The organism is Kitasatospora sp. NPDC015120, assembly GCF_043080305.1.
GTDB lineage: Bacteria > Actinomycetota > Actinomycetes > Streptomycetales > Streptomycetaceae > Kitasatospora.
Genome location: NZ_JBIBVJ010000003.1, coordinates 72,161 through 95,027 on the forward strand (window position 1 = coordinate 72,161; position 22,867 = coordinate 95,027).

At 72.6% G+C, this 22,867-nt stretch carries 21 protein-coding genes; 13 read left to right on the plus strand and 8 right to left on the minus strand.

Going from position 1 to position 22,867, the window contains the following annotated elements; all coding sequences use genetic code 11:
* Positions 1 to 18 precede the first annotated feature (18 nt).
* The 5 genes from ACF1AK_RS09120 to ACF1AK_RS09140 form a co-directional block, all read right to left on the minus strand.
* Entirely contained in the window at positions 19 to 1,218 is a 1,200-nt protein-coding gene (locus ACF1AK_RS09120) for a kynureninase (protein ID WP_391498111.1), read from the minus strand.
* Complete coding sequence (locus ACF1AK_RS09125) at positions 1,215 to 1,766, minus strand: flavin reductase family protein (RefSeq protein ID WP_391498112.1); 552 nt, start codon at positions 1,764 to 1,766, stop codon at positions 1,215 to 1,217. The genes ACF1AK_RS09120 and ACF1AK_RS09125 overlap by 4 nt, the downstream gene beginning before the upstream one ends.
* A 124-nt stretch (positions 1,767 to 1,890) precedes the next feature.
* On the minus strand, positions 1,891 to 3,486 hold the full coding sequence (locus ACF1AK_RS09130) for a tryptophan halogenase family protein (protein ID WP_391498113.1): 1,596 nt from the start codon (positions 3,484 to 3,486) through the stop codon (positions 1,891 to 1,893).
* Positions 3,487 to 3,507: 21 nt separating this feature from the next.
* Entirely contained in the window at positions 3,508 to 4,419 is a 912-nt protein-coding gene (locus ACF1AK_RS09135) for an alpha/beta hydrolase (protein WP_391498114.1), read from the minus strand.
* A gap of 20 nt (positions 4,420 to 4,439) precedes the next feature.
* Entirely contained in the window at positions 4,440 to 5,351 is a 912-nt protein-coding gene (locus ACF1AK_RS09140; RefSeq protein ID WP_391498115.1) for a tryptophan 2,3-dioxygenase, read from the minus strand.
* Between the two features lie 395 nt (positions 5,352 to 5,746).
* Here ACF1AK_RS09140 and ACF1AK_RS09145 point away from each other — a divergent pair, with 395 nt between their 5' ends.
* The 13 genes from ACF1AK_RS09145 to ACF1AK_RS09205 all read left to right on the plus strand — a co-directional run bounded on the left by ACF1AK_RS09145 (position 5,747) and on the right by ACF1AK_RS09205 (position 19,251).
* Complete coding sequence (locus tag ACF1AK_RS09145) at positions 5,747 to 6,229, plus strand: RrF2 family transcriptional regulator (protein WP_387675919.1); 483 nt, start codon at positions 5,747 to 5,749, stop codon at positions 6,227 to 6,229.
* Between the two features lie 163 nt (positions 6,230 to 6,392).
* Positions 6,393 to 8,015 (plus strand): MFS transporter, encoded by a 1,623-nt coding sequence (locus tag ACF1AK_RS09150; protein WP_391498116.1) that lies wholly within the window; start codon positions 6,393 to 6,395, stop codon positions 8,013 to 8,015.
* A 37-nt stretch (positions 8,016 to 8,052) separates the two neighbouring features.
* The gene (locus ACF1AK_RS09155; protein WP_391498117.1) at positions 8,053 to 9,708 is read left to right on the plus strand and encodes an AMP-binding protein; all 1,656 of its coding nucleotides are present in this window, start codon (positions 8,053 to 8,055) and stop codon (positions 9,706 to 9,708) included.
* Positions 9,709 to 9,745: 37 nt separating this feature from the next.
* Positions 9,746 to 10,030: an acyl carrier protein gene (locus ACF1AK_RS09160; protein WP_391498118.1), complete on the plus strand. Its 285-nt coding sequence runs from the start codon at positions 9,746 to 9,748 to the stop codon at positions 10,028 to 10,030.
* Positions 10,027 to 11,061, plus strand: coding sequence for a hypothetical protein (locus ACF1AK_RS09165; RefSeq protein WP_391498119.1), 1,035 nt, complete (start codon positions 10,027 to 10,029; stop codon positions 11,059 to 11,061). Before ACF1AK_RS09160 ends, ACF1AK_RS09165 begins: the two co-directional genes overlap by 4 nt.
* Positions 11,058 to 11,312 carry a phosphopantetheine-binding protein gene (locus tag ACF1AK_RS09170; protein ID WP_391498120.1) on the plus strand — a complete coding sequence of 85 codons (255 nt, stop codon included), beginning with the start codon at positions 11,058 to 11,060 and terminating at the stop codon, positions 11,310 to 11,312. Before ACF1AK_RS09165 ends, ACF1AK_RS09170 begins: the two co-directional genes overlap by 4 nt.
* Entirely contained in the window at positions 11,302 to 12,009 is a 708-nt protein-coding gene (locus tag ACF1AK_RS09175; RefSeq protein ID WP_391498121.1) for a 4'-phosphopantetheinyl transferase, read from the plus strand. Before ACF1AK_RS09170 ends, ACF1AK_RS09175 begins: the two co-directional genes overlap by 11 nt.
* A gap of 15 nt (positions 12,010 to 12,024) precedes the next feature.
* A complete protein-coding gene (locus tag ACF1AK_RS09180) occupies positions 12,025 to 12,474 on the plus strand; it encodes a PaaI family thioesterase (protein ID WP_391498122.1) in 450 nt (149 codons plus the stop codon).
* 57 nt (positions 12,475 to 12,531) lie between these two features.
* A complete protein-coding gene (locus tag ACF1AK_RS09185; protein ID WP_391498123.1) occupies positions 12,532 to 14,139 on the plus strand; it encodes a class I adenylate-forming enzyme family protein in 1,608 nt (535 codons plus the stop codon).
* Positions 14,136 to 15,446, plus strand: coding sequence for a cytochrome P450 (locus ACF1AK_RS09190; protein ID WP_391498124.1), 1,311 nt, complete (start codon positions 14,136 to 14,138; stop codon positions 15,444 to 15,446). Before ACF1AK_RS09185 ends, ACF1AK_RS09190 begins: the two co-directional genes overlap by 4 nt.
* Positions 15,433 to 16,230 carry an FAD-dependent thymidylate synthase gene (thyX, locus tag ACF1AK_RS09195; protein WP_391498125.1) on the plus strand — a complete coding sequence of 266 codons (798 nt, stop codon included), beginning with the start codon at positions 15,433 to 15,435 and terminating at the stop codon, positions 16,228 to 16,230. Before ACF1AK_RS09190 ends, thyX begins: the two co-directional genes overlap by 14 nt.
* A 2-nt stretch (positions 16,231 to 16,232) precedes the next feature.
* Positions 16,233 to 17,267, plus strand: coding sequence for a beta-ketoacyl-ACP synthase III (locus tag ACF1AK_RS09200; protein WP_391498126.1), 1,035 nt, complete (start codon positions 16,233 to 16,235; stop codon positions 17,265 to 17,267).
* A 283-nt stretch (positions 17,268 to 17,550) separates the two neighbouring features.
* Positions 17,551 to 19,251 (plus strand): TROVE domain-containing protein, encoded by a 1,701-nt coding sequence (locus tag ACF1AK_RS09205; protein ID WP_391498127.1) that lies wholly within the window; start codon positions 17,551 to 17,553, stop codon positions 19,249 to 19,251.
* Positions 19,252 to 19,578: 327 nt separating this feature from the next.
* Here the strand turns inward: ACF1AK_RS09205 and ACF1AK_RS09210 are convergent, their stop codons facing one another.
* The 3 genes from ACF1AK_RS09210 to ACF1AK_RS09220 all read right to left on the minus strand — a co-directional run bounded on the left by ACF1AK_RS09210 (position 19,579) and on the right by ACF1AK_RS09220 (position 22,844).
* Positions 19,579 to 20,574, minus strand: coding sequence for a 2-hydroxyacid dehydrogenase (locus tag ACF1AK_RS09210; RefSeq protein ID WP_391498128.1), 996 nt, complete (start codon positions 20,572 to 20,574; stop codon positions 19,579 to 19,581).
* 146 nt (positions 20,575 to 20,720) lie between these two features.
* Positions 20,721 to 21,746: a 6-phosphofructokinase gene (locus ACF1AK_RS09215; protein WP_380294113.1), complete on the minus strand. Its 1,026-nt coding sequence runs from the start codon at positions 21,744 to 21,746 to the stop codon at positions 20,721 to 20,723.
* A 369-nt stretch (positions 21,747 to 22,115) separates the two neighbouring features.
* Positions 22,116 to 22,844, minus strand: coding sequence for a type 1 glutamine amidotransferase (locus ACF1AK_RS09220; protein ID WP_380294112.1), 729 nt, complete (start codon positions 22,842 to 22,844; stop codon positions 22,116 to 22,118).
* Positions 22,845 to 22,867 lie beyond the last annotated feature (23 nt).

Consider the following 22,867-nt stretch of genomic DNA (forward strand, 5'->3'; position numbering starts at 1 on the left):
ACCGGTCGGCCGTCCGCGTCAGGCGTCGGCGGGCTCCGTCAGGAGGCGCAGCGCCATGACCGCCCGGTGGATGTCCGTGTAGGAGACGTAGAGGCTGTTGAAGCCGAACCGCAGCAGCGCCGGGGGACGGACGTCGCCGATGACGCCGTGGGCGGCGAGGCCGTCCATGAGCGCGGCCGCCCGGGGGTGGCTCAGGGTGACCTGGCTGCCGCGCCGGTGCCCCTCGCGCGGGGTGACCAGGTCGAAGCCCCGGCCGGCCAGGTGCGCGTCGGCGCAGGCGATGAAGAACGCGCCCAGTGCGGTGTTCTTCGCCTGGACGTCCGCCATGGAGATGCCGTCGAAGGCGTCGAGCGCCGCGTCGAGCGCCGTCAGGGACAGCATGTGCGGCGCACCGATCCGGAACCGTGACATGCCGGCGGCCGGGCGGTAGCGGGCCGCCATGTCGAAGGGCGCGGCATGGCTGAGCCAGCCGGTCAGCGGCTGGTCGGTGGCCGCGCGGTGGCGTTCGGCCACGTAGACGTACGCCGGGGCGCCCGGGCCCCCGGAGAGGAACTTGTAGGAGCAGCCGACGGCGAGGTCCACCCCGGCGGTGTCCACCGAGATGTCGAGCGCGCCGGCCGCGTGGCACAGGTCCCAGACGGTCACCGCGCCGGCCGCGTGGGCGGCGGCGGTGACCTCCGCGATGTCCAGGCGTTCGCCGGTGCGGAAGTCGACCGGGCTCGCGGCGACCACGGCGACCCGCCCGCCGAGCTCGGCCAGCGCGGCGCCGAAGCGTCCCGCCGGGACGGCGCGGACCTCCAGGCCGAGGAGCCGGGCGACCGAGTCGGTGAGGTAGCGGTCGGTGGGGAAGGCATCGGTGTCGGCGAGCACGATCCGGCGGTCCGGCCGGAGCCGGGCCGCCGTGGTCAGCGCGTTGAACCACTGGACGGAGGTGGAGTCGCCGGTGACCGTCTGGCCGGGCGCGGCGCCGATCAGCCGGCCGATCCGGTCGCCGACCCGCATCGGCGCGGCCAGCCAGCCGTCGTCGGTCCACCCCTTGATCAGGTGGTCGCGCCACTGCCGGTGGATCGCGGTGAGGGCGTCGGCCACTCCCACGGGCGCGGCGCCGAGCGAGTTGCCGTCCAGGTAGACGACGCCCGGCGGCAGGTCGAAGCGTTTGCGCGCGCCGCCGAGCGGGTCCGCCCGGTCGAGCTCCAGGGCGTGGCTGCGGCTGGTCATCCGAGAGCTCTCCGATCCGGCGAGGGGGTCGCGGCCGCCTGCGCTCCGGTCCAACTGCCGTACTGGCGGCGGCCGTAGAGCAGCGGCAGGTGCCCGTCCGTGGTGGTGACGCCGAACACCCGCCCGAAGACGACCAGGTGGGTTCCGCCGTCCACGGTCCGGTCGACCCGGCAGTCCGCGATGGCATGGGTGTGGCGGGACAGGTGGGGGCCGCCCTCGCCGACGGCCCAGGGCAGCCGGTCGAAGCGGTCCGCGTCCCCGGAGCTGAAGAGTTCGCCGACCTGCCGCGCCCCGCCGTGCAGGAGGTTGACGGCGAAGGCGCCGCTCTCCAGCAGGGCGGCCAGCGTCGGGCTCTCGGAGCGCAGGCAGAGCAGCAGGGTCGGCGGTGAGGTGCTGACGCTGCAGAGCGACGAGCAGGTCATGCCCCACGGCCTGCCGTCCGCGTCGCGGGTCGTGACGACGGCCACTCCGGTCGGGAACTCCGCCATGAGCCCGCGGAAGGCCTCCGGGGACACCGGCTCGGGCTCGGCCGCAGAGGTGGCGTTCACGGCCGGACGCCTCCGTCGGCCCTCGGCTCGGCGGCCGGCGCCGGCCGGCGGCGGAATGTCATGCGGACCCCCGGGAGGTCGGAGCGGGGCGGCGGCCCGGGTGGCTCCGGGCCGCCGCGGACGGTCATTTGCCGTGCAGTTGGCGCAGGAACTCGTGGGTCGTCGGCAGCGTGGCGACCAGTTCGTCGCGCTGCCGGCGGACGTCGGCGAACTTCGCCTCGGCGGCGGCGATGGCGTCCGGCCGGTGGGCCAGCGCGGGCATCGGGCGGTCCGGCAGGTAGTCGAGACCGGCGAAGACGCAGTAGTAGTTCGCGTTGCTCCAGAAGTTGCGGAACTCGGCCTCGAAGTTGCCGTAGTAGTTGCTCTCGTCGGTCACCGGGAGGTTCACCCCGAGACCGGACTTGTAGAGGGCGACCTTCTCCCGGAAGCCCTCGGCGAGTTCGAGGTCCTTGCAGGCGCGCCAGAACGGCGTGTCATTGCGCGGGGCGAAGCTGAAGTGCCCCTGGATGAAGTCCCGGGTGTCGTCGAACATCGTCTCGATCTCGCGGTTGAACCGGTTGACGAGAACGGGGTCGAAGCTCCTGTCGGGGAAGTTCTTGACCAGCTGGTAGAGCGCCGCGTAGACGAAGTAGATGCCGGTGGACTCCAGCGGCTCCAGGAAGCAGGAGGAGAGGCCGATGCCGACGCAGTTCTTCACCCAGGCACGCCGGTTGCGCCCGACCCGGAACCTGATGTGGTTGAGCGGCTGGGTCTCCGGGTCGAGGCCCCACATCCGGCAGAACTCCTCGGTGGCCTCGTCCTGGGTGGCGAACCGGCTGGAGTAGACGTAGCCGGTGCCGAAGCGGCCGAGCATGGGGATCTTCCAGGACCAGCCGGAGGACATCGCGATGGCCGAGGTGAAGGGCTCGACGCCGTGGCGCTCGTCGTCGTGCGGCACCTGGGTGGCCACCGCGCGGTCGTTGAGCAGGTGGTCGCCCATGTCCAGGAAGGGCTCGCGCATGACCTGGTTGATGAGCAGGCTGCGGAAGCCCGAGCAGTCGACGAAGAGATCGGCCTCCAGGGTGCGGCCGGACGCGGTGGTGATCGAGGTGATGTGGCCGCGCTGGTCGAGCGCGGCGCTGACGTAGGTGTCCTCGATGTGGACGGCGCCCTGCTTCTCGGTGGCGAAGCGGCGCAGGAACTTCGCGACCAGGTTGGCGTCGAAGTGCCAGGCGTAGCTGGCCACCTTGGTGCCGTCCAGGCGGCGCGGCGAGAGCTTGCGGTCGAAGATCTCCGGCTGCACGTAGCACGCCCGGTCGAACGGCTCGTCCGTCTCGCCGTTGAGCCGCTTGCGGGTCCAGTAGTGGGACAGCGGCAGGTTGTCGTGCTCCGGCAGCAGCCCGAAGAGGTGGTCGAAGTGGTCCTTGCCGCCGGCGTGCGGGCGGCCCTCGGCCTCGCCGACGCCTGGGGTGCGCCAGTTGACGAACCGGATGCCCATCTTGAAGCTCGCGTTGCATTCCGGCATCCAGTCCTCCTCACGCAGGCCGAGGAAGTCGAAGAAGACCTTCTGCAGGTTGGCGATGGTGGCCTCGCCGACGCCGATCCTGGGGACCTCGGGGGCCTCCAGCACCGTGATCTTGACGGTCTGCCCGAGAGCCCGGCCCAGGTAGGCGGCGGACATCCAGCCGGCCGTGCCACCGCCGAGCACGACGACGCTCTGAATCCGGTTGTCGCTGGTCATGAGGAGAAAGCCCCCTAAAGGTCAGGTCGTGGTCCGAGCGGGCCCGGCGGGTCCGGCGGGTCCGGAGTCCGGTGCGCCCGCCCGCAGCGGCCGGAGTACCGACGCCCCCAGCGCGGTGGCCGGATCGGTCAGGTCGAAGGTGATGTCGAAGTGGTTGCGGTGGTGGACGACGAGGTCGCGGATCCCGGGCGAGCGCCGACCGAGCGCCTCGACCGCGTCGCCGTGCTGCCGGCAGAACTCGTCCGTCTCGGCGCCGCCGCGGGCCACCACGAGCGGCGGGAGCCGGTCGGGCAGGTGGTGCAGCGGGCTCAGCCGACGGGCCGTCACCTCCGTCAGCCCCAGCGGCTTGTTCACATAGGTGAGCCGGAGCGGTTCGAGGTCGTAGACCCCGCTGACCAGGACGGCCCCGGCGAAGACGTCGGCCGGATGCCGCCCGTCGGGCCGCCAGTCGTCCAGGAGTGCGGACAGCACCAGGTGGGCTCCGGCGCAGTGCCCGGCGAGGTGGATGCGCCGGCGGTCCACGCCCAGTTCGTCCGCGTGCTGCACCAGCCAGGCGAGGCCGCGGCGGGCCTGGCCGACGATCTGCTCCAGGGAGTACTGCGGGGCGAGCCCGTAGCCGAGCGCCGCGAACGCGGCACCGGCCGCCACCGCCCCCGGCGCTGGGAAGGCCGAGTCGTCCTTGCTCAGCTCCTGCCAGTACCCGCCGTGGACGAAGACCAGGAGCGGGGCGCCGGGGCCGTCGGCGGGGAAGAAGTCCAGCGTCTCGCAGGCCTCGGGGCCGTACGGGATCCCGCGGCGCACCGCGAGCTCCTCCCGGGTCCGCCGGCTGCGCACGGCGTACTCGGTGAGGAAGGGCTTGATGTCGTCGACCTTCGAACTGGGGGAGTACTGGATGTCCAGGGCTTCCTGGTCGTACTTTCCGTAGACATTCATGAAAGTCGCGCCTCTTCCGTTCAGAGTCGGGTGCGGACGCTCCACAATTCGGGGAAGAAACGGTGTTCGGCGACCCGGCGGAGCCATTCCACGCCGAGTGTTCCGCCGGTTCCGGGTTTGTAGCCCATGATGCGTTCGACGGCCAGCAGATGTGTCGTTCGCCAGCGGGAGTAGTGGTAATTCAGATCGGCCAGGGCCTCGGCGAACACATAGAGTTCGTGGTGCTGCCGCGGTGAGCCGTAGACCGCCGCCCAGGCGTCCTCCACCAGGACGTCCGGCGCGTACGGTTCGGCGTAGCGCTCGTTCAGGCACTTCCGGGGCACCAGACCGCGGCGGTGCAGGACGGAGAGGACCGCGTCGTAGAGGCTGGGCGCCCGCAGGACCTCCGTCATCCGCTCGTGCAGCCACGGCACGGCGTGGTACGCCTCGGCCATCCGCGGGTCCTTGTTCCCGAGGGAGAACTCCAGCTGCCGGTACATGTACGACTGGAACCCGGAGGCGGCGCCCAGCGAGTCGCGGAACCCGAGGAACTCGGCCGGCGTCAGCGTGCTGACCGGCTCCCAGCAGGCGGTGAGCGTGCGCTCGACCGACGCCACCCGGCGCAGGAAGCGCATCGCCTCGGGGAGGTCGTCCTCGAACAGCAGGTCCCGGACGCGGTTGACCTCGGTGAACATCAGCTTGAACAGCAACTCCTGGACCTGGCCGACGATGTAGAAGGTCAGCTCGGCGGGTTCGCCGGTCCGGGGGTGCTGGAGGCTCAGGAGCGTGTCGACGCTGTGGTAGTCGATGTAGGGCGTGCTGTTCTCGTTGACCCGGCCGATGCTGAAGTCGAGCACCGGCTCCCCGCCGCTCTCCGCGGCCCGGGCCCGGCGGTCCTGCTCCGTCAACGGCGTGTAGGCGCGGGGACCGGATCCGGTGTGATCGCTGGACATGAAAAGTGCAACCCCCGTCAATTCTCCTGCGGAATGCCGGAATGTGCTCGCTGCCGACCGGAAATCGGAAATCCCGGCGCCCGGGCGGTGCCACTCCAGCGGCACCGGCCGACGCCCGATTCATCCGATCATGCATCTCATGCATCTCATGCATCAGGAGACCCTGCACGGCAGGGCTCCGAGTGACAGTACGGGCTGGATTTCGCCGCGTCAACGAACAAATGGAAGAGGTGCGTCGCGCATGAATTTGCCGTTATGGATATTCGAGCCGGAATGTCCCGACATGTACATGTAGGGAACGAATCCGGCAAGGCGGGCGAAGGGTGCACGGGTGCCGGTTCCGGGCCTGCGGAACGCGGCTTGTCTGAACCAAGACATCCGCTATCCTCGATGTCATGAAGATGGGAGCGGGCGTCGAGTGGATGGTTCATGCCTGCATCACGCTGGCGTGCGCCCCCGCCGGAGCCCCCGTCCAGGCCGGTGCGTTGGCCGAGTTCCACGGCCTGCCGAAGGCCTACCTCGCCAAGCAGCTCCAGTCGCTGGTGCGGGCCGGTATCCTGCGCTCTACTCCAGGAGTGCAGGGTGGCTTCTCGCTCGCCCGTGCCGCGGGTGAGATCTCCCTGATGGACATCGTGGTGGCCGTCGAAGGGCCGGCCGACCTGTTCCAGTGCACCGGGATCCGCGACAACGGCGTCGGCGCCCAGCTGGGCATGACCAGTGGCCGGCTCCCGTGCATCGTTCAGATCGAGATGTCCAAGGCCGAGATGGCCATGCGGAAGGCCCTGGCCGCACGGACGATCGCGCACTTGATCGAGAGCCTCGACAGTGGTGCCCCCAAGGTCCTGGGCGTCACCCGGGAGTGGCTCCAGGCCCTCTGAGTCGTCGGCCGCCACCTTTTCTCCCCCGGCGTTCCCTCTCTCCGCACGGTGCGGAAGGGGGGGTCTCGGGGTGCCGTGACGCGGGTGCCGGGCGTCACGGCGCAGCGGACCGGCACGCCTGTTCAGACCGTGAAGCACAGAGAAAGACCACCGAGGGGGAGTCTTGACCGACAGCATGCTCGCGCCGGCACAGACGGGGGTGGCCCGGTCGCGACCGCCGGGCCTCTCCGTCGCCATCGTCCTGGTTGCGGCCTTCCTCGTGCTCGCCGACTCCTCCGTGGTCAACGTCGCGGCCCCGGTCCTCCAGAGCGAGCTGAACGCCAGCTTCTCCGAGGTGCAGTGGGTCGTCGCCATCTACCAGCTCACCTACGCGGTCCTGCTGATCACCGGCGGCAGGCTGGGCGACCTCTACGGGCGCAAGCGGCTGTTCGTGATCGGCCTGGCGGGGTTCATCCTGACCTCGGCCGCCTGCGGACTCGCGCAGAGCCCGGGCATGCTGATCGCCTCCCGGGCGCTGCAGGGGCTCACCGCCGCCCTGATGTACCCTCAGACCCTCACCGTCATCCAGGTCGTGGTGCCGCCGGAGCGCCGCCCCAAGGCGTTCGCCGCGCTGGGCATGGTCGTCAGCGCCGCCACCATCGTGGGCCCGATGCTCTCCGGCGTGCTCATCCAGCTCGACCTGTTCGGCAGCAGCTGGCGGCCGGCCTTCCTGGTGAACCTCCCGATCGGCATCGTCGCGCTCGTCGCCGCGCTGCTCTACCTGCCCGAGTCCCGTTCGGAACAGGCCCGCAAGCTCGACCTGCCGGCGGTGCTCACCATCGTCACGGCCCTCGCCTGCCTGTGCTTCCCGCTGATCGAGGGCCACGAGCGCGGCTGGCCGTGGTGGAGCTTCGCGCTGATGGTCGTCTCCGTCCCGCTGTTCGCGCTGTTCGCGCTGCGCTGCGCCAAGGTCCACCGTAGGACGCAGTCGGCGCTGATCCCCCCGTCGCTGTGGCGGGACCGGGCGTTCACCGTCGGTCTGCTGATGTACATGCTCGCCTACTCGGCCATCACCTCCTTCTTCCTCTACCAGTCGCTGTTGCTCCAGTTCGCCTACGGGTACAGCGCGTTGACGGTGGCTGCGGTGATGGCCCCCTTCGCGGTCGGGTCCCTCGTCGGCTACTATTCCTCGACCCCGTTCGCACGCCGCAAGAGCGGCCGGGTCTCCGTCACCGTGGGCGCCCTGGTGTGGTCCCTCGGTGTGCTCGCCGTCGGCCTGACGACGCTGCTGGCCGGCAACGGACTCAAGGGCTGGTACTTCATCCCCTCGTTCGTCGTCGCGGGCTTCGGCCTCGGCCTCGCGCTCGCCCCGCTGCTCGGACTGGTCCTCGGTTCGATCCGCAGTTCGGACGCCGGGTCCGCCTCCGGGACGCTGAGCACCGGTCAGCAGGTCGGCGCGGTCCTGGGCGTCGCCCTGATCGGGGTGGTGTTCTTCGGAACCCTGGGCTCCTCCGCCCGGAACTCCGCGGACCACCTGCCCGCGACCACCAGTGCGAGCGTCGCCGCGAGCCTGCGGGAGTGCGTGATCGCCCAGGGCGAGGGCGACCCCGCCGCGGCTGCCGAGTCCGCGGCCTGCCGGGAGGCCCTGGCCGCACCCGGTCCCGAGGCGAGGGAGGCGCTCGCCGACGCGGACCACCACGGCTACCGCATGGCCTACGGGGTGAGCGTGCTCGTCCTCGCCGGGGCCGCGGCCGCGGTGGCGCTCGGCGTCAGGTTCCTGCCCAGGCCGGCGGGTGCCGCCACATAGCAGTGAGCCCCCCAGACAGGTGGAAGGGACAACGGCAATGACCGCAACGCTGCTCCAACTGCTGGAAAGCCGGGGTGGAACGGCCACCCTCACCCTGGTCGAGGAGGACCGCAGGGTCCCTCTCGCCGACCTGCTCGCGCAGTCCCGCGTCACCGCGGCCGGGCTGGCCTCCCTGGGCATCGCCCCGGGGGACCGGGTCGCCTTCGTCATGCACAACGGCAGCGGCTTCCTGCGGCTGCTCTTCGGAGCCCAGTACCTCGGGGCGGTGCCGCTGTCGATCGCCCTGCCGTTCGGGTACGGGGGCGTGGACGGCTACGTCCAGCACGTGGCCGGCATCCTCGCCGACTCCGGGGCCGGCGTCCTGGTCGTCGATCCGGAGCTGAAGCGGGTGCGCGGTGCGCTGGAACGCGCGATCCCCGGCGTCACGGTGCTGTCGGCGGACGCGCTGCCGGCCGGCGACCCGGGCCTGGTGCCCGCGGCGCCGGCCGACCCGGAGCAGCTGGCCTACATCCAGTACACCTCCGGCAGCACCGCCAGCCCCAAGGGCGTGCCGGTGACCCACGGCAACATCGTGACCGCGGTGCACGCCCTGGCGAGTGCCTCGGGCTCGACCAGCGACGACACCTGGGGCCTGTGGGTACCGCTCTTCCACGACATGGGGATCTTCTGCCTGCTGACGGCGCTGGGCACCGGCTGCGACGCGGTGCTCTGGCGGCCCCGCGGCGGCGTCAAGCGCCCGCTCGACTGGCTCCGCCGCTTCGCCGCCGAGGGCTGCACCCACACCGCGGCGCCCAACTTCTTCGTGGACGCCCTGGTCAGCGCGGTGCGCGCGGAGGAGTCGCCGCCGGAGCCGGCCGACCTGTCCGCGTGGCGGGTCTGGTGCAACGGCGCCGAGCAGGTCAACGCCCGCTCCATCGAGGAGTTCCAGAAGACCTTCGGGAGCTGGGGCTTCCGGCCGCAGACCATGTGCCCGGTGTACGGCATGGCCGAGGCCACGCTCACGGTGACGTTCTCCTCCGCCGGGCTGGAGCCCCGGCTGCGCTGGGTCGACCGCGAGGCCCTGGCCGACGGGCGCTTCGCGCTCAGCACGGAGGGCGCGCCGAACGCCCGTGCCCTGGTGAGCGTGGGCACCCCCGTCCCGGACATCGCGATCCGCGTCTGCGCCGACGGGGCCCCGGTCCCGGAGGGGCACCCGGGCGAGATCGAGATCTCCGGGCCGTCGGTGATGAGCGGCTACTACCGCCGGCCGGCCGGGGACGAGCGCTCGCCGGACGGCTGGCACCGGACCGGGGACATGGGCGTGATCGCCGACGGCGAGTTGTACGTCTTCGGCCGCAAGAAGGACATGATCATCGTCCGGGGCGTCAACTACTACGCGGAGGACGCCGAGGCCGTCGTCCGCGACCTCCCCGGGGTGGCCCGCAAGGCGTGCGCCGCCATCGCCGGGGAGGACCACATGGCGCTCGTGGTGGAGACCGCCCTGACCGCCGAGGACGAGCGCGCCGCGCTGATCGCCGCCTGCCACCGGCAGCTGCGGTCCCGGATGGGCCTGAGCGCGGTCACGGTCCACCTCGCCCCGACCAGGTTCCTGCCGCAGACCAGCAGCGGCAAGGTGCAGCGCGGCAAGCTCCGGTCGCTGCTGGCCGAACTCGGCGACGGCCGCTCCGCCGCGGACCCGGTCGGTGCCGCATGAACGTTTCACCGGCCCACACCCCGAAGGGAGTCTCCGGATGAGGGAGACCGCGTCCGACAGCATCGTGTCCTCCGTCATCGCGGCCCTCACCGCGGAGCTGGACCTCGACGCCACCGCACTGCCGGGGGACGCCGAGCTGTCCCTGCTGCCCGGCATGGAGTCCGTGAAGCTGCTGCGCATCGTCAACACGTTGGAACAGGTGCACGGCGTCAGCCTCGACGACGACGCGCTGTTCTCGATCGAGACCGTCGACGACCTGATCGGCGCGTTGACGGAGCAGGTGCAGTCCGCCGAGCCCGCCGCGCAGGAGTCCGGCAGATGACCCCGGCGACCGGCCCGCTCACCGCCGCGGCGCCGGAGGCCGCCGGCTGGGTCAGCGCGCTGCGACAGATCGTACCCACACCGGAGGCCTACGCACGGTTCGACCTGGACCGCGAGGCCGCCCTGACGGTCATGCGCTGCCCCGGCGAGGTCCTCGACCTGCTGGTGCGCGAGGGGCTGCGCTCCCGCGGCGACGGTGACCGGGCGCGCTTCGAGGACAGCGACATCCGCAACGTGGCGGCCGCCTCCGGCTCCGGCGGCTCCTTCATGGAACTGGTGCAGCGCTACCTGTTCCGCTTCGCGGCCTCACCGCCCGCCGAGTGGGTCGGTCCGCGCACCTGGGCGATGCGCAACCTGGCGGCCTGCGTCGAGTCCGACGACTGCGGCGGCGCATGGGAGTTCGCGCCCCTGGCCTGCGCCGAGTTCGGCGGCGAGGCCCGGGACGAACGCATCGCGAAGGGCACCGGTCCGGAGGCCCGCGGCGCGAGCGTCGAGGGCCGCCCGCCCGCGGCCGGCTTCGCGGCGACGGTGCGAACGGCCGGCAGCGTCCGGCGGGTCCGCGACCCCCTGGTCCGCGAGGCGTTCCACGAGTCGCTGGAGGAGATGCGCAGCGGGCGGATGCGCTACCAGGACATGCCGGTGGCCATGCGCAACGACCCGGCGGCGGCCCGCGCGAACGGCACGGCGAACTGCATCAGCGTCAGCCTGCACCTGCGGGAGGTCTTCGCCGCGGCCGGCCTGCGGGCCCGCACCCGCAAGGGCTACCTGATGGGCCTGCTCGGGAGCGACCACTCCTGGGCGGAGGTCCACGAGGACGGCGAGTGGAAGATCATCGACCCGGTCTTCGCCCTCCTCGGACTGCGCCAGGGCGCGGGCGAGGAGTTCGTCGAGTTCTGCCTCGGCTCGGTGCCCAACCGGCTCGTCCCGTGCGACTGTCCCGCCGACCGGGAGACCGTGCGCCACACCCACGGCGGGACGCCGGCGGCGGCCCGCAACGTGATCCTGGTGAACCCACTGAAGGAGAACGCATGATGAACGCCCGTGAGCTGCTCGCCCGGAGCATTGCGGCGCCGGCGATCCTCGACGACATCGCCGACGGTGACGACCTGCGCGAGTCCGGGCTGAACTCGGGGGAGATGGTCCTGGTGGTGATGCACCTGGAGGAGGAGATCCGGCGGGCCCTCGACGACGAGGAGATCACCTCGGTGACCACGATCGCCGCCATCGACGACCTGCTGCGGACGGCCGGGCCGGCGGACGCCACCACCGGCAGTGGAGGCTGACACCGCGCTGACGGAGCCGTCCCCGGCGGCGTGCGCGCCGGAGACGGTGTCCGCCCTGGAAGCCGCCGTCGCCCGCCACGGCGGTCCGCCCGCCGGGACCGCGCTGGCCTTCGCCCACGCCGGAGCGGACCGGACCCCGGCACTGCACCCGGCGGAGGAGGATCTGCTCCGGCGGCTGCCCGCCACCCGGCACGCGGACTTCCGGCTCGGCCGCGCGGCCGCCGCCCGGTGCCTGGACGGTCTGGGCGTGTCCGGGCCGGTGCGGGCCGAGGGCCGGCTGCCGCTGTTCCCGGACGGGGTCGCCGGGTCGATCAGCCACCGTGCGGGCGTGGGCGTCTGCCTGGCCGCCCCGCACGCGCGGGCCCGGGCGGTCGGCGTCGACCTCGAACTGCTGGACGCGCTCCCGCTGCGGGCGGCCCGGCTCGTCTGCACGGAGCGGGAACGGGCGTGGCTGGAACTCGGCCCCGACCCCGTCGCCCGGCTGAACACCCTGTTCTCCCTGAAGGAATCGGTCTACAAGGCCGTCTGCTCCCGGGGCGCCGCGATCAGCGGCTTCCAGCAGATCGACCTGCCCCCGGAGGCCTGCGGGGACCGGCCCGCACCCGCGGCCGCCGTTGTCGTCGCGGGAGTCCTGCTGGAGACCGGCCGGATCCGGTCCGGTCGGTCCGTACTGACCTGGGCGGTCGTCCGCCCCTGACCGCAAGGACGTCTGATGCACGGGTACCACCAGCTCCTGGACAGGATCGTGGCCGGCACGGCCAGTCCTCCGGCCGTGATGGACGCCCTGCGCCTGCCGCGCATCGAGGGCTGGAAGGACCGCCGGGTGTGGGGCAGCTGGGAGGTCGACCCGGTCGTGGTCGGTCCCGGCGGGGTGTTCGGCGGATACCTGGCCGCCGTGGCCGACAGCTTCGCCGGGGTGTGCATGTACACCGTCCTGGAGGACGACCAGTGGCTCGCGACCCGCGAGCTGTCCATGCGCTTCCTGCTCCCGCTGACCGGCGGGCGCGTGCGCACCGAGGCGACGGTCGTCCGGGCGGACCGGCGCCGGGTGTGGGTGGACACGGTGTTCACCACCGAATCGGGCACGACGGTGTGCACCGCCCAGGCCGTCCAGGTGGTCGTCCCGAGGAAGCCGGCCGCCCCGGAGGGAGCGAGGAGCTGACCGGCGCGCCACCGCACGTCAATCGAGCCACCAGCGAACCACGGAGGAGAACGCCGCATGTCCGCAGCACAGAACGAGGCACTCTACATCGGTGACCTGTTCGCCATGGGGGCGTCCGAGCACCCGAACAGCCGCATGACCCTCGACCACCGGCTGGCGCTCTTCCCCGAGTCGGGAACCAGCGTGACGTACCGCCGGCTCGCCGACCACGTCGAGGAGGTGTCCGCCCGGCTGGCGGCGGCGGAGATCAGAGCGGGCGAGCAGGTGTTCCTCTTCGCGTCGAACACCTTCGACCTCGTGCTGACGGCCTGTGCGCTCAGCCGGCTCGGCGCCGTCCCGCTGCTGCTGTCCCCGAAGCTCGACGGCGACGTCGTCGCGCAGCTCCTGACGAAGACGGACGAACCGGCGGTGCTGCTCACCGACCCGGCGACGCTGCGCGGCGCGCTCGACGGGGTCGACGTCACCGCCGCCACCAGCAGGGTGCTGCTGCTCACCGGCGAGGCCGACGGCCACGAGAGCCTGGACCGGCACGCCGGGGCACCGCGCCGCGCCGCGGTGCGCACCGAGCCCGACGCGCCGTGCCTGGCCACGCACACCTCGGGCACCACCGGGCTGCCCAAGCTCGTCCTCCAGTCCGCGCGCAGCCTGTGGTGGCACCTGAAGCCGCAGCTGCGGACCGCGAAGATCATGCGCGCCCGGGAGGCCCGGGCGATCTGCGTCTCGCTGGTGCACGCCCGGATATGGCCGCTGCTGTACATCGTCATCTCCCGGGGCCAGCACACGGTCGTGCTGACCGACCCGGACCCGCGCAAGGCCGCCGACCTGCTGAGCGAGACCCGCCCCGGACTGCTGGAGGCCCACCCCAACATCCTCATCCAGTGGGAGGCGCTGGCCGACGACCCGCGCGGCCCGCTGGCGAACGTCCGCTACTTCATCAACACCTTCGACGCGATGCACCCGCGCACCATCCGCATCCTGCTCGGCGCCAGCAGGCGCAGGATGCCGGTCTACGTGCAGGGCTACGGACAGTCCGAGACCGGGCCGGTCTGCCTCCGGCCCTACACCCGCAGGCTGGCCAGGACGGCGGACGGCCGCTGCCTCGGCTTCCCCTTCAAGGGCGTCACCGAGGTGAGGATCGGCGAGCCGCTGGCCGACGCCTCCGGCCCGGAGAAGGTCGGCCCCCTCCTGGTGCGCACGCACGGCCACTCGGTGGGCATCATCGGCGGCGCGGAGCAGTTCGCGCAGCGGTTCGCCGGCGGCTGGTGGCGGATGGGCGACCTCGGCTACCGCAGCAGGTGGGGGTGCGTGCACCTGCTCGACCGGGAGATCGACCACATCGACGGCGTGACCAGCAGCCTCCAGGTGGAGGACGTGCTCATGGAACGGCTGCCGGAGCTGACCGAGGTCGTCCTGGTCGAGGGCAAGGACGGCAACCCCGTCCCGGTCGTGGCGACCCACGGCGACCGGCCGCTCGGCACCGCGGCGTGGCAGCGCGCGGTCGCCGGCCTGCCCGGCATGGCCGAACCGCTGCACAGCCCGTGGCACGCCCTGCCGATGACCTCGACCTGGAAGGTCCGCCGCCAGCTCCTGGGCGCCATGGTCGCCGACGGCAGCCTTCCCCTGGTCGGCTCGCCCGACCAGGGCCGGGCGGAGCGGCTGACGTGACTGCCGAGGCCGGCGCCCCCGCCCTCGTGCGCGCGGCGGCGCCCGAAGTCGACCTGTTCGCGGAGGAGTTCGCCGCCGACCCGTTCCCCGTCTTCGCGCGGCTGCGGGACACCGCGCCCGTCCACCACGACCCGGCGACCGGCCTGTGGCTGGTGAGCCGGGACGAGGACGTGCGGCGGGTCCTCCTGGACACCGTCACCTACCGCAACGACAACACCCTGCGCTCCGTCGTCCCGCTGCGGCTCCCCGCACTGCGGATCATGGACCGGGTGGGCTTCAAGACCCTGCCCCCGGCGCTGTTCAACAACAGCGGGGACAGCCACCCGGCGCTGCGCGCCATCGTCCTGAGGCTCCTCAGCGCCCAGCAGGTCCGCCTCGCCACCCCGCGGATCGAGCGGATCACCGCCGAGGAACTCGACGTCATGGCCGCCGACCTGCGCACCACCGGCCGCCACGACCTGGCCCGCGGCGCGGCCAGGACCGTGCCGGTCCGGGTCATGCTGGACCTGCTCGGGCTGACCGGCCTGGCCCGGGTCGACGTGCACACCGTGGCGGACTGGACCGACGCGTTCATCACGCTGTTCTGGGGGCGCACCGAGAAGGACCGGCAACGGGAACTCGCCCACCAGGTGGCCGCCTTCTACACCTGGCTGTGCGAGCTGGCCGAGATCCGCGACGCCCCCGAGGACTCCCTGCTCGCCGCGCTGGCCCGGCAGCGGACCCCCGACGGCGGCCCGCTGAGCCGCGAGGTGGCCGTCGCCGTCTGCTCCAACCTGCTGGTCGCCGGACACGTGACGACCACCCAGATGATCACCACCGCGGCCCACCGGGCCCTGGAGAGCCGCGTCCACTGGCCGGAGCTGGCCGGCGATCCCACGGCCGCCGGGCGGTGGCTGGAGGAGATCCTGCGCCGCGAGCCCTCGCTGACGGCCTGGCGGCGGGTCACCAGCCGGGAGACCCGCCTCGGTGGGATCGACCTGCCGGCCGGGGCGGAACTGCTCCTGATGCTGTCGAGCGCCGGGAACGATCCCGAGGCCCACCCGGCCCCGGAGAGGCTCTGCCCGATGCGGGACGCCGGCCACCGGCACCTGGGCTTCGGGCTCGGCCGACACCGCTGCCCGGGCGCCGAACTCGCGCGCGTCGAGGGCCGGGTGTTCCTGAGCGCGTGCGCCGACCGGTTCCCCGGACTGCGGCCGGCCAGCCCGGAACCACCCCCGTTCCTGCGGCTGGTCTCCTTCCGGGCACCGGCCCGCCTGGACGTCGCCGACCCCCACCCGCACCGGGAAGGACACCATGAAACTCGTTGAACCCGAGATCACCGTGATCGCGCGTCCGTCCCTCGACCTGCGGGAGGTCGCCGCCTACCTGCGGGAGATCGGGGGCGAGCAGTGGCTGGCCAGGTTCGACCGGGGAACCCTCGACGACCCGCCGAACGACGCCGAGACCCTGGCCGAGATCGCGGGCCGGATGTGCTACCGGTCCTGGGAACCGGGGCTCAACCCCAATGTGACCCGGGTGCGCACGGACCAGGCCGCCTACCTGCGCAACGTGCTGTCCAGCGCGCACGGATCGGTGCTGGAGCACGCCAACTTCACCTTCCTGCTGAAGAACGTGAGCCGGGTGCTCACCCATGAGCTCGTCCGCCACCGGGCGGGCACGGCGGTCTCCCAGGAGTCGCTGCGCTTCCTGCGGCTGGAGGAACTGCCGTTCTGGTTCCCCGACTGGGCCAAGGACGACCCGGAGCTCATGGAACGGACCGGGAAGGCCCTTCAGGACCTGGAGGAGCTCCAGCTCTGGATGGCCCGGCACTTCGGCCTCGACCGCGAGGACGTCCCGTTCGCCGAGAAGAAGCACCGGACCTCCTTCATGCGGCGCTTCGCCCCCGAGGGCGTCGGCACCAGCCTGGTCTGGACGGCGAACGTCCGGACGCTGCGCCACGTCATCGAGTCCCGGACGGCCCCCGAGGCGGAGGAGGAGATCCGGCTCGTCTTCCACCGGGTCGGCGAGCTCATGCGGGCCGAGGCGCCGGCGCTCTTCGGCGACTACGAGGTGACCGACGGCTCCTGGACGCCGGCGTGGCGGAAGGTCTGACGATGGGAGCGAGGATTTCCGTGCCGGCCGCGGAGGGGAACGCGGCCGTTCTGGGACTCGGGACCTACCGGCCCCGCAGGCTGGTCGACAACGAGGAGGCCTGCCGGTTCATCGACTCCTCGGACGCCTGGATCCGGCGCCGGACGGGCATCGTCACCCGGCACTGGGCCGCCGAGGACGAGACCCTGGAGATGATGGGGGAGGCGGCGGCGAGCAAGGCGGTCGCGGCGGCGGGCATCGATCCGGCGCGGATCGACTGCGTCATCGCCGCCACCTTCACCCACATGCTCCAGACGCCCTCGGCCTCGGCGTCGATCGCCCACCGCCTGGGCGCCCGGCGGGCCGCCGCCTTCGACCTGTCGGCGGGCTGTGCGGGCTTCGTCCACGGCGTGGCGGTCGCCGCGGACGCCGTCCGCAGCAGGGGCGGCCACGTCCTGGTGGTCGGGGTGGAGCGGATGACCGACCTGATCAGCCCGCGGGACCGCTCGACCGCCTTCATCTTCGGCGACGGCGCGGGAGCCGTCGTCGTCGGCCCCTCCGCGGAGCCCGGCATCGGCCCGGTGGTGTGGGGTGCGGACGGCTCCCAGGCCGCCCTGATCACGCAGACCAGGCCGTGGACCGCGCTCAGGGACACCGTCGAGGACCCTTCCGGGCACCCCGTGGGGAGCGAGTTCCCCCACATGGTCCAGGAGGGCCAGAGCGTCTTCCGCTGGGCCGTGACCGAGATGCCCGAGGTCGGGCGGCGGGCGCTCGCCGCCTCCGGCCTCACGGTCGAGGAACTGGACGCCTTCGTCCCGCACCAGGCCAACGTGCGCATCATCGACGCCATCGCGGCCCGCATCGGGCTGCCCGGGACGGTGGCCGTGGCCCGGGACGTGGCCCGTTCCGGGAACACCTCGGGCGCGTCCGTCCCGCTCGCCATGGACCGGCTGCTCGCCTCGGGCGAGGCCGAGGCCGGGGACACCGCGCTGCTGCTCGGCTACGGCGCGGGGCTCTCCTACGCCGGGCTGGTCGTCACCCTCCCGGGCGTCGGCTGACGCCCCGGTCCGCGGAACGCGGCGGCCCCGGCGGGGCTCCCGGGAGAGGGCTCCGCCGGTGGTCCGGAGTCCCGGGAATCCGCCGGGGCCGCCCGGCTGGAGAGAAAATCGAGTGACAACGCCTCCGGGCCGGTCTACGTTGTGCACCAACGCCTCCCGATGCGCTGGGTCTTCCGGTTACTTCTCTGACCACCTCACCGGCACCCACTTCTGATCACGGGGGGCGTTTCTCGACGTGCCGTCGTTCGGCCTCTTCCGCATGCCCGCCAGGGGGACTTCCTGTATGACCCGGTTCAACCGCCAGCGCATCAAAGCCGGCACCAGGGCGGAGATCCGCACCGAGGTACCGGAACTCTTCGCCGACGGCGCGAGCGGGCAGCTGGCGGTCCACGGCAGGTGGGCGACCGCCCCGCGGCCGGCGCACACGCATGCGACCTCCCCCGGGCCCCCGGCTCCGACCGGCACCCGGCTCACCAACCACCAGGGCGGCGCCGGGTGGCAGCGCGACCCGCGTACCGACCTCTTGGTGCTGGCCGTGACGCACTTCTCCGGGCAACGCAGCTTCTACGAGAGCGCCACCGATCGCGAGGAGCGCTTCACCACGCTGGTGCGCCGCTTCGCTCTGGAGGATCCGCTCTGGACGCTCGGCCTGCTGCGCTGGCTGCGCGGCGAGGCGCAGATCCGCTCCGCCGCCGTGGCCGGCGCCGTTGAGTTCGCCCGGGCCCGGGCCGCGGCGAAGGCTCCCGGCTACTCCCGGGAGGTCGTCGACGCGGTGCTCCAACGCGCGGACGAGCCGGGCGAGTTCCTCGCGCTCTGGACGGCCCGGCACGGTCGCCGGCTGCCCCAGCCGGTCCGCCGCGGCCTCGGCGACGCGGTCCGCCGGCTCTACACCTCGCGCGCCGTGCTGAAGTACGACACGCCGTCCCACGCCTTCCGGTTCGCCGACGTACTGGAGCTCACCCACCCCGCCCCGGCCCGCGACCGCCCCTGGCAGGGCGAGTTGTTCCGGTACGTCCTGGACAGGCGGCACCGCCCGCAGCAGGCCGTACCGCCCGGTGACGAATCCGTCCTGGTGGCCCGGCAGCGGCTGGCCCTGCTTCCGGTCGCCGAACGCCGGGCCGTGCTCGCCGCCCCCGACGCGGCCGACCAGCTGGCTGCCGCCGGGATGACCTGGGAGGCGCTCTCGGGCTGGCTGCAGGGTCCGCTGGACGCTGCAGCCTGGGAGGCGGTGATCCCGTCCATGGGGGCGATGGCGCTGGTGCGCAACCTCCGGAACTTCGACCGCGCCCGGATCGGCGACACGTCGGCGGCGCTGGTCGCGGCCCGGATCGCCGATCCGACGCAGGTCGCCCGCTCCCGCCAGTTCCCGTTCCGCTTCCTTGCCGCACACCGGGCCGCGCCCGGCTCGCGCTGGACGGCCGCCCTGGAGGCGGCGCTCGGTCACTCGCTCGCCAACGTCCCCCGCCTGCCCGGTCGTACGCTGGTTCTGGTGGACCGCTCGGGCTCGATGTTCGGCGTGCCGGAGGGCCGTACCGAACTGACCCGGGCCGACGCCGCGGCGGTGTTCGGCAGCGCGCTCGCGCTGCGCGCCGAACAGGCCGACCTGGTCGAGTTCGGCACCGGCAGCCGGCCGGTCGAGGTGGCGCCGGAGGATTCGCTGCTCGCTGCCGTGGGGCGCTTCCACGGCCTGGGCGGCACCGACACGGCCGGTGCCGTCGCCCGGCACTTCGACGGCCACCACCGCGTCGTGGTGATCACCGACGAGCAGCCCGGCGGCTTCGGGCCGTTCGACCCCTTCGCCCCCGTCCCGCCCGGCGTCCCGGTCTACACCTGGAACCTGTGCGGCTACCGCACGGGCCACGCACCGCCCGCCCCGGACCGGCACGTCTTCGGCGGCCTGTCCGACGCCGCCTTCCGACTGGTACCGCTGCTCGAAGCGGGCGGGACCGAGCAATGGCCCTGGGAACCACCGCCCGTCGGCTGAGGCCCTCGGCCGTCCCCCTGCTCCCGGCCACCCACCACCTCATCCACGCCGCCGCCCCGGGACGAAGGCGAACCTCATCGTGCTAAGACTCTCCGACAGCATGGGGAATGGATGGCCGGTTCGTCGCGTGTTGATGAACTCACCCGCGCCGCGACAAGGCGCTGGCTGGACAGCGGTCCGTAGGGCCGGTCTACAAGGAGGACGGCAAAAACGGGACGGCCTGTTCCAGGGCGGACTTGAGCACGGAGTGGACTGTGCCGGCATTCCGCTCGGGCGAAGGCTCGCCGGGTGTGGTGACCGGGGTAACGACCCGGCTCGTGGGCGGGGTCAGTTCTTGGGAACCAGGGTGTTCTCGTTGGTGCGGCCGGCGGCGAAGTCGTCGATGTTGCGGACGGTGGTGTCGATGATCTGGCCGACGGCGGTGTGGGTGAAGTAGGCCTGGTGGCTGGTGACGAGGACCTGGGGGAAGGTGACGAGGCGGGCGAGGGTGTCGTCGGTGATGCCGTGGATGGAGCGGTCGGTGAAGAAGACGCCGGTCTCCTCCTCGTAGACGTCGAGGCCGACGCCGGAGAGGCGGCCGGCGCGCAGGGTCTCGACGAGGGCGGCGCTGTCGACGAGGCCGCCGCGGCTGGAGTTGACGAGGATGGCGTCGTCCTTCATCCGGGCGAGGGCGGCGGCGTCGATGAGGTGGTGGGTGGCGGGGAGCAGGGGGACGTGGAGGCTGATGAGGTCGGCGCGGGTGAGGAGTTCGGGCAGTTCGGTGTAGGTCATGCCGAGGTCGAGGCAGGCGGGGTTGGGGGCGATGTCCCAGCCGAGGAGGCGGGTGCCGAATCCGGCGGCGATGCGGGCGAAGCATTCGCCGATCTTGCCGGTGCCGATGACGCCGACGGTCATGCCGTGGATGTCGCGGCCGAGCAGGCCGTCGAGGCGGAAGTCGAACTCGCGGGAGCGGTTGGCGGCGCGGGTGAGCCGGCGGTTGACGGCCAGGGCGAGCGCCCAGGCGTGTTCGGCGACGGCGTACGGGCTGTAGTGGGAGACCCGGGCGATGGTGAGGCCGAGACCGGCGGCGGCCTCCAGGTCGATGTTGTTGAAGCCGGTGGAGCGCTGGGCGATCAGCCTGGTGCCGCCGGCGGCGAGGACGGCGAGGGTCCCGGCGTCCAGGACGTCGTTGACGCTGCTGCTGACGGCCGGGTGGCCGGCGGCGAGCGGCGCGGTGTCGCGATCGAGGAACACGGCCAGGGTCCGCAGGGAGTGCCGGCCGGCGAAGGCCTTCTCCAGGAGCGGCTGTTCGTCTGCTTGGACGCCGTAGGCGAGGATCTCCATCCCCGTCACGCTACCCAAAGCGCCGCCGGATTGCGCGCACTGACCCACACCGTCCCGGCGATCTCCGGGGTGCCCCCGGGAACGACGCCGGCCCCCGGCGCTCGCGCGCTCGGGGGCCGGGGCCGCGGTCCGTCCGGGAAGGGCGGTCAGATGACCGTCTCGGCCTCCAGGTAGCGGTCGGCCGGCACGGTCTTCAGCTCGGCCACCGCCTCGCCCAGCGGCACCAGGTTGATGCTGGTGCCCTGCAGCGCGGTGATGTGCCCGAAGGCGCCCTTGTGGACGGCCTCCACGGCGTGCCAGCCGAACCGGGTGGCGAGCACCCGGTCGTAGGCGGTCGGGGTGCCGCCGCGCTGGGTGTGGCCGAGGATCACCGGGCGGGCCTCCTTGCCGAGCCGGTGCTCCAGCTCGCGGGAGAGCTGGGTGGCGATGCCGGTGAACCGCTCGTGGCCGTAGATGTCCTTGGTGCCCTCCTCCCAGTGCATGGTGCCGGGCTCGGGCTTGGCGCCCTCGGCGCAGACCACGATGGCGAACTTCTTCTGCCGGTCGAAGCGTTCGCGGACGACGGCGGTGAGCTTCTCGATGTGGAACGGGCGCTCCGGGACGACGATCGCGTGCGCGCCGGCCGCCATGCCCGCGTTCAGGGCGATCCAGCCGGTGTGCCGGCCCATGACCTCGACGACCATGACCCGCTGGTGCGACTCGGCGGTGGTCTTCAGCCGGTCCAGCGCCTCGGTGGCGACCGACACGGCGGTGTCGAAGCCGAAGGTGACGTCGGTGCAGGCGATGTCGTTGTCGATGGTCTTCGGCACGCCGACGATCGGCAGGCCCGCGTCGCTCATCAGCTTGGCGGCCTTCAGGGTGCCCTCGCCGCCGATCGGGATCACCGCGTCCAGGCCGAGGTCCGCGCAGTACTGCTTGGCGCGCTCGACACCGTCGCGCAGGTGGCTGGGCTGCACCCGGGAGGAGCCGAGGATCGTGCCGCCCTGGGCGAGGATGCCGCTCACCGAGTCGAGGGTCAGGGGCCGGTGGTGCCCCTCCAGGAAACCGCGCCAGCCGTCCTCGAACCCGATGATCTCGTCGCCGTGGTCGACCACCCCCCGGTGGACCACGGAGCGGATCACCGCGTTCAGGCCGGGGCAGTCACCGCCGCTGGTCAGCACTCCAATACGCATTGCTTTGCAACTCCCGAGCAGAACCGAGGAACGGCCGGACTACAGGCTGGGACGACGGACCGCCACCGTAGCGAGCCCTTCCCGCGCCGGAGTGGCGCGGAGATGGCCGCCGGGTGAAGGACCGGCCGATCCGGACAGAACGTCCGAAACCGGCGGTGGGTTCCGAGCATACGGCCCCTGCGTCCGGCCGGGCAGGAGCCGACGCGGGAGCGGCGCCGTCGGCGCCCCCGCGTGGAAGTGCAGCCTGCTGCCGAGGAGGGTGTGCAGCCGGCAGCCCCGGGGAGGGGCAGCCCCATTGTCGTACGTTCCGACCCGTCCGTGGACCGGGTGACCGCATGGCGGGCACCCGGCCGGACGGGCGCGGACGTGCTACGCGGGGCGCGTCGTGGCCGCGATGCGCTCCGCGCGCAGCGCGTCGTACCAGGTGGTGTCGGCCGGCGGCAGGGCGTTCACGTCCAGCGCCAGCTTGATCAGCATGTCCGCGACGGCGGGGTTGCGCGCCATCACCGGGCCGTGCAGGTAGGTGCCGAAGACGGTGTCCCGCCAGGCGCCCTCGGTGCCGTCGCCGGTGCCGTTGCCCCGGCCGGCGGTGACCCGGGCGAGCGGGCTGACGCCCTGGCCGAGGTGGGTCACGCCCTGGTGGTTCTCGAACCCGGTCAGCTGCGGCAGGCCGAGGTGCGGGTCCACGTCGGCCAGCACGTCGCCGACGCAGCGCTCGCCCTCGCCGCGGGTGGTCCACACGTCCAGCAGGCCGAGGCCCGGCTCGCGCTGGCCGAGGTCGTTGACGAACTCGTGGCCGAGGATCTGGTAGCCGGCGCAGACCGCGAAGATGATCGCGCCGTTCTCCGACGCCCGCACCAGGCCGGAGTCGTTGCGCAGCCGCTCGGCGGCGAGCCGCTGCGGACGGTCCTCGCCGCCGCCGATCAGGTAGATGTCGCCGCTGGTGGGCACCGCCTGGTCGGAGCGGACGTCGATCCGGGTCACGTTGAGATGGCGCTGACGGGCCCGGCGCTCCACGACCAGGGCGTTGCCCCGGTCGCCGTAGGTGCTGAGCAGGTCGGGGTAGACCCAGACCACGCGCAGGCTGCTCTCACTCATCCTCGAAGGCCTTCCATGACGTA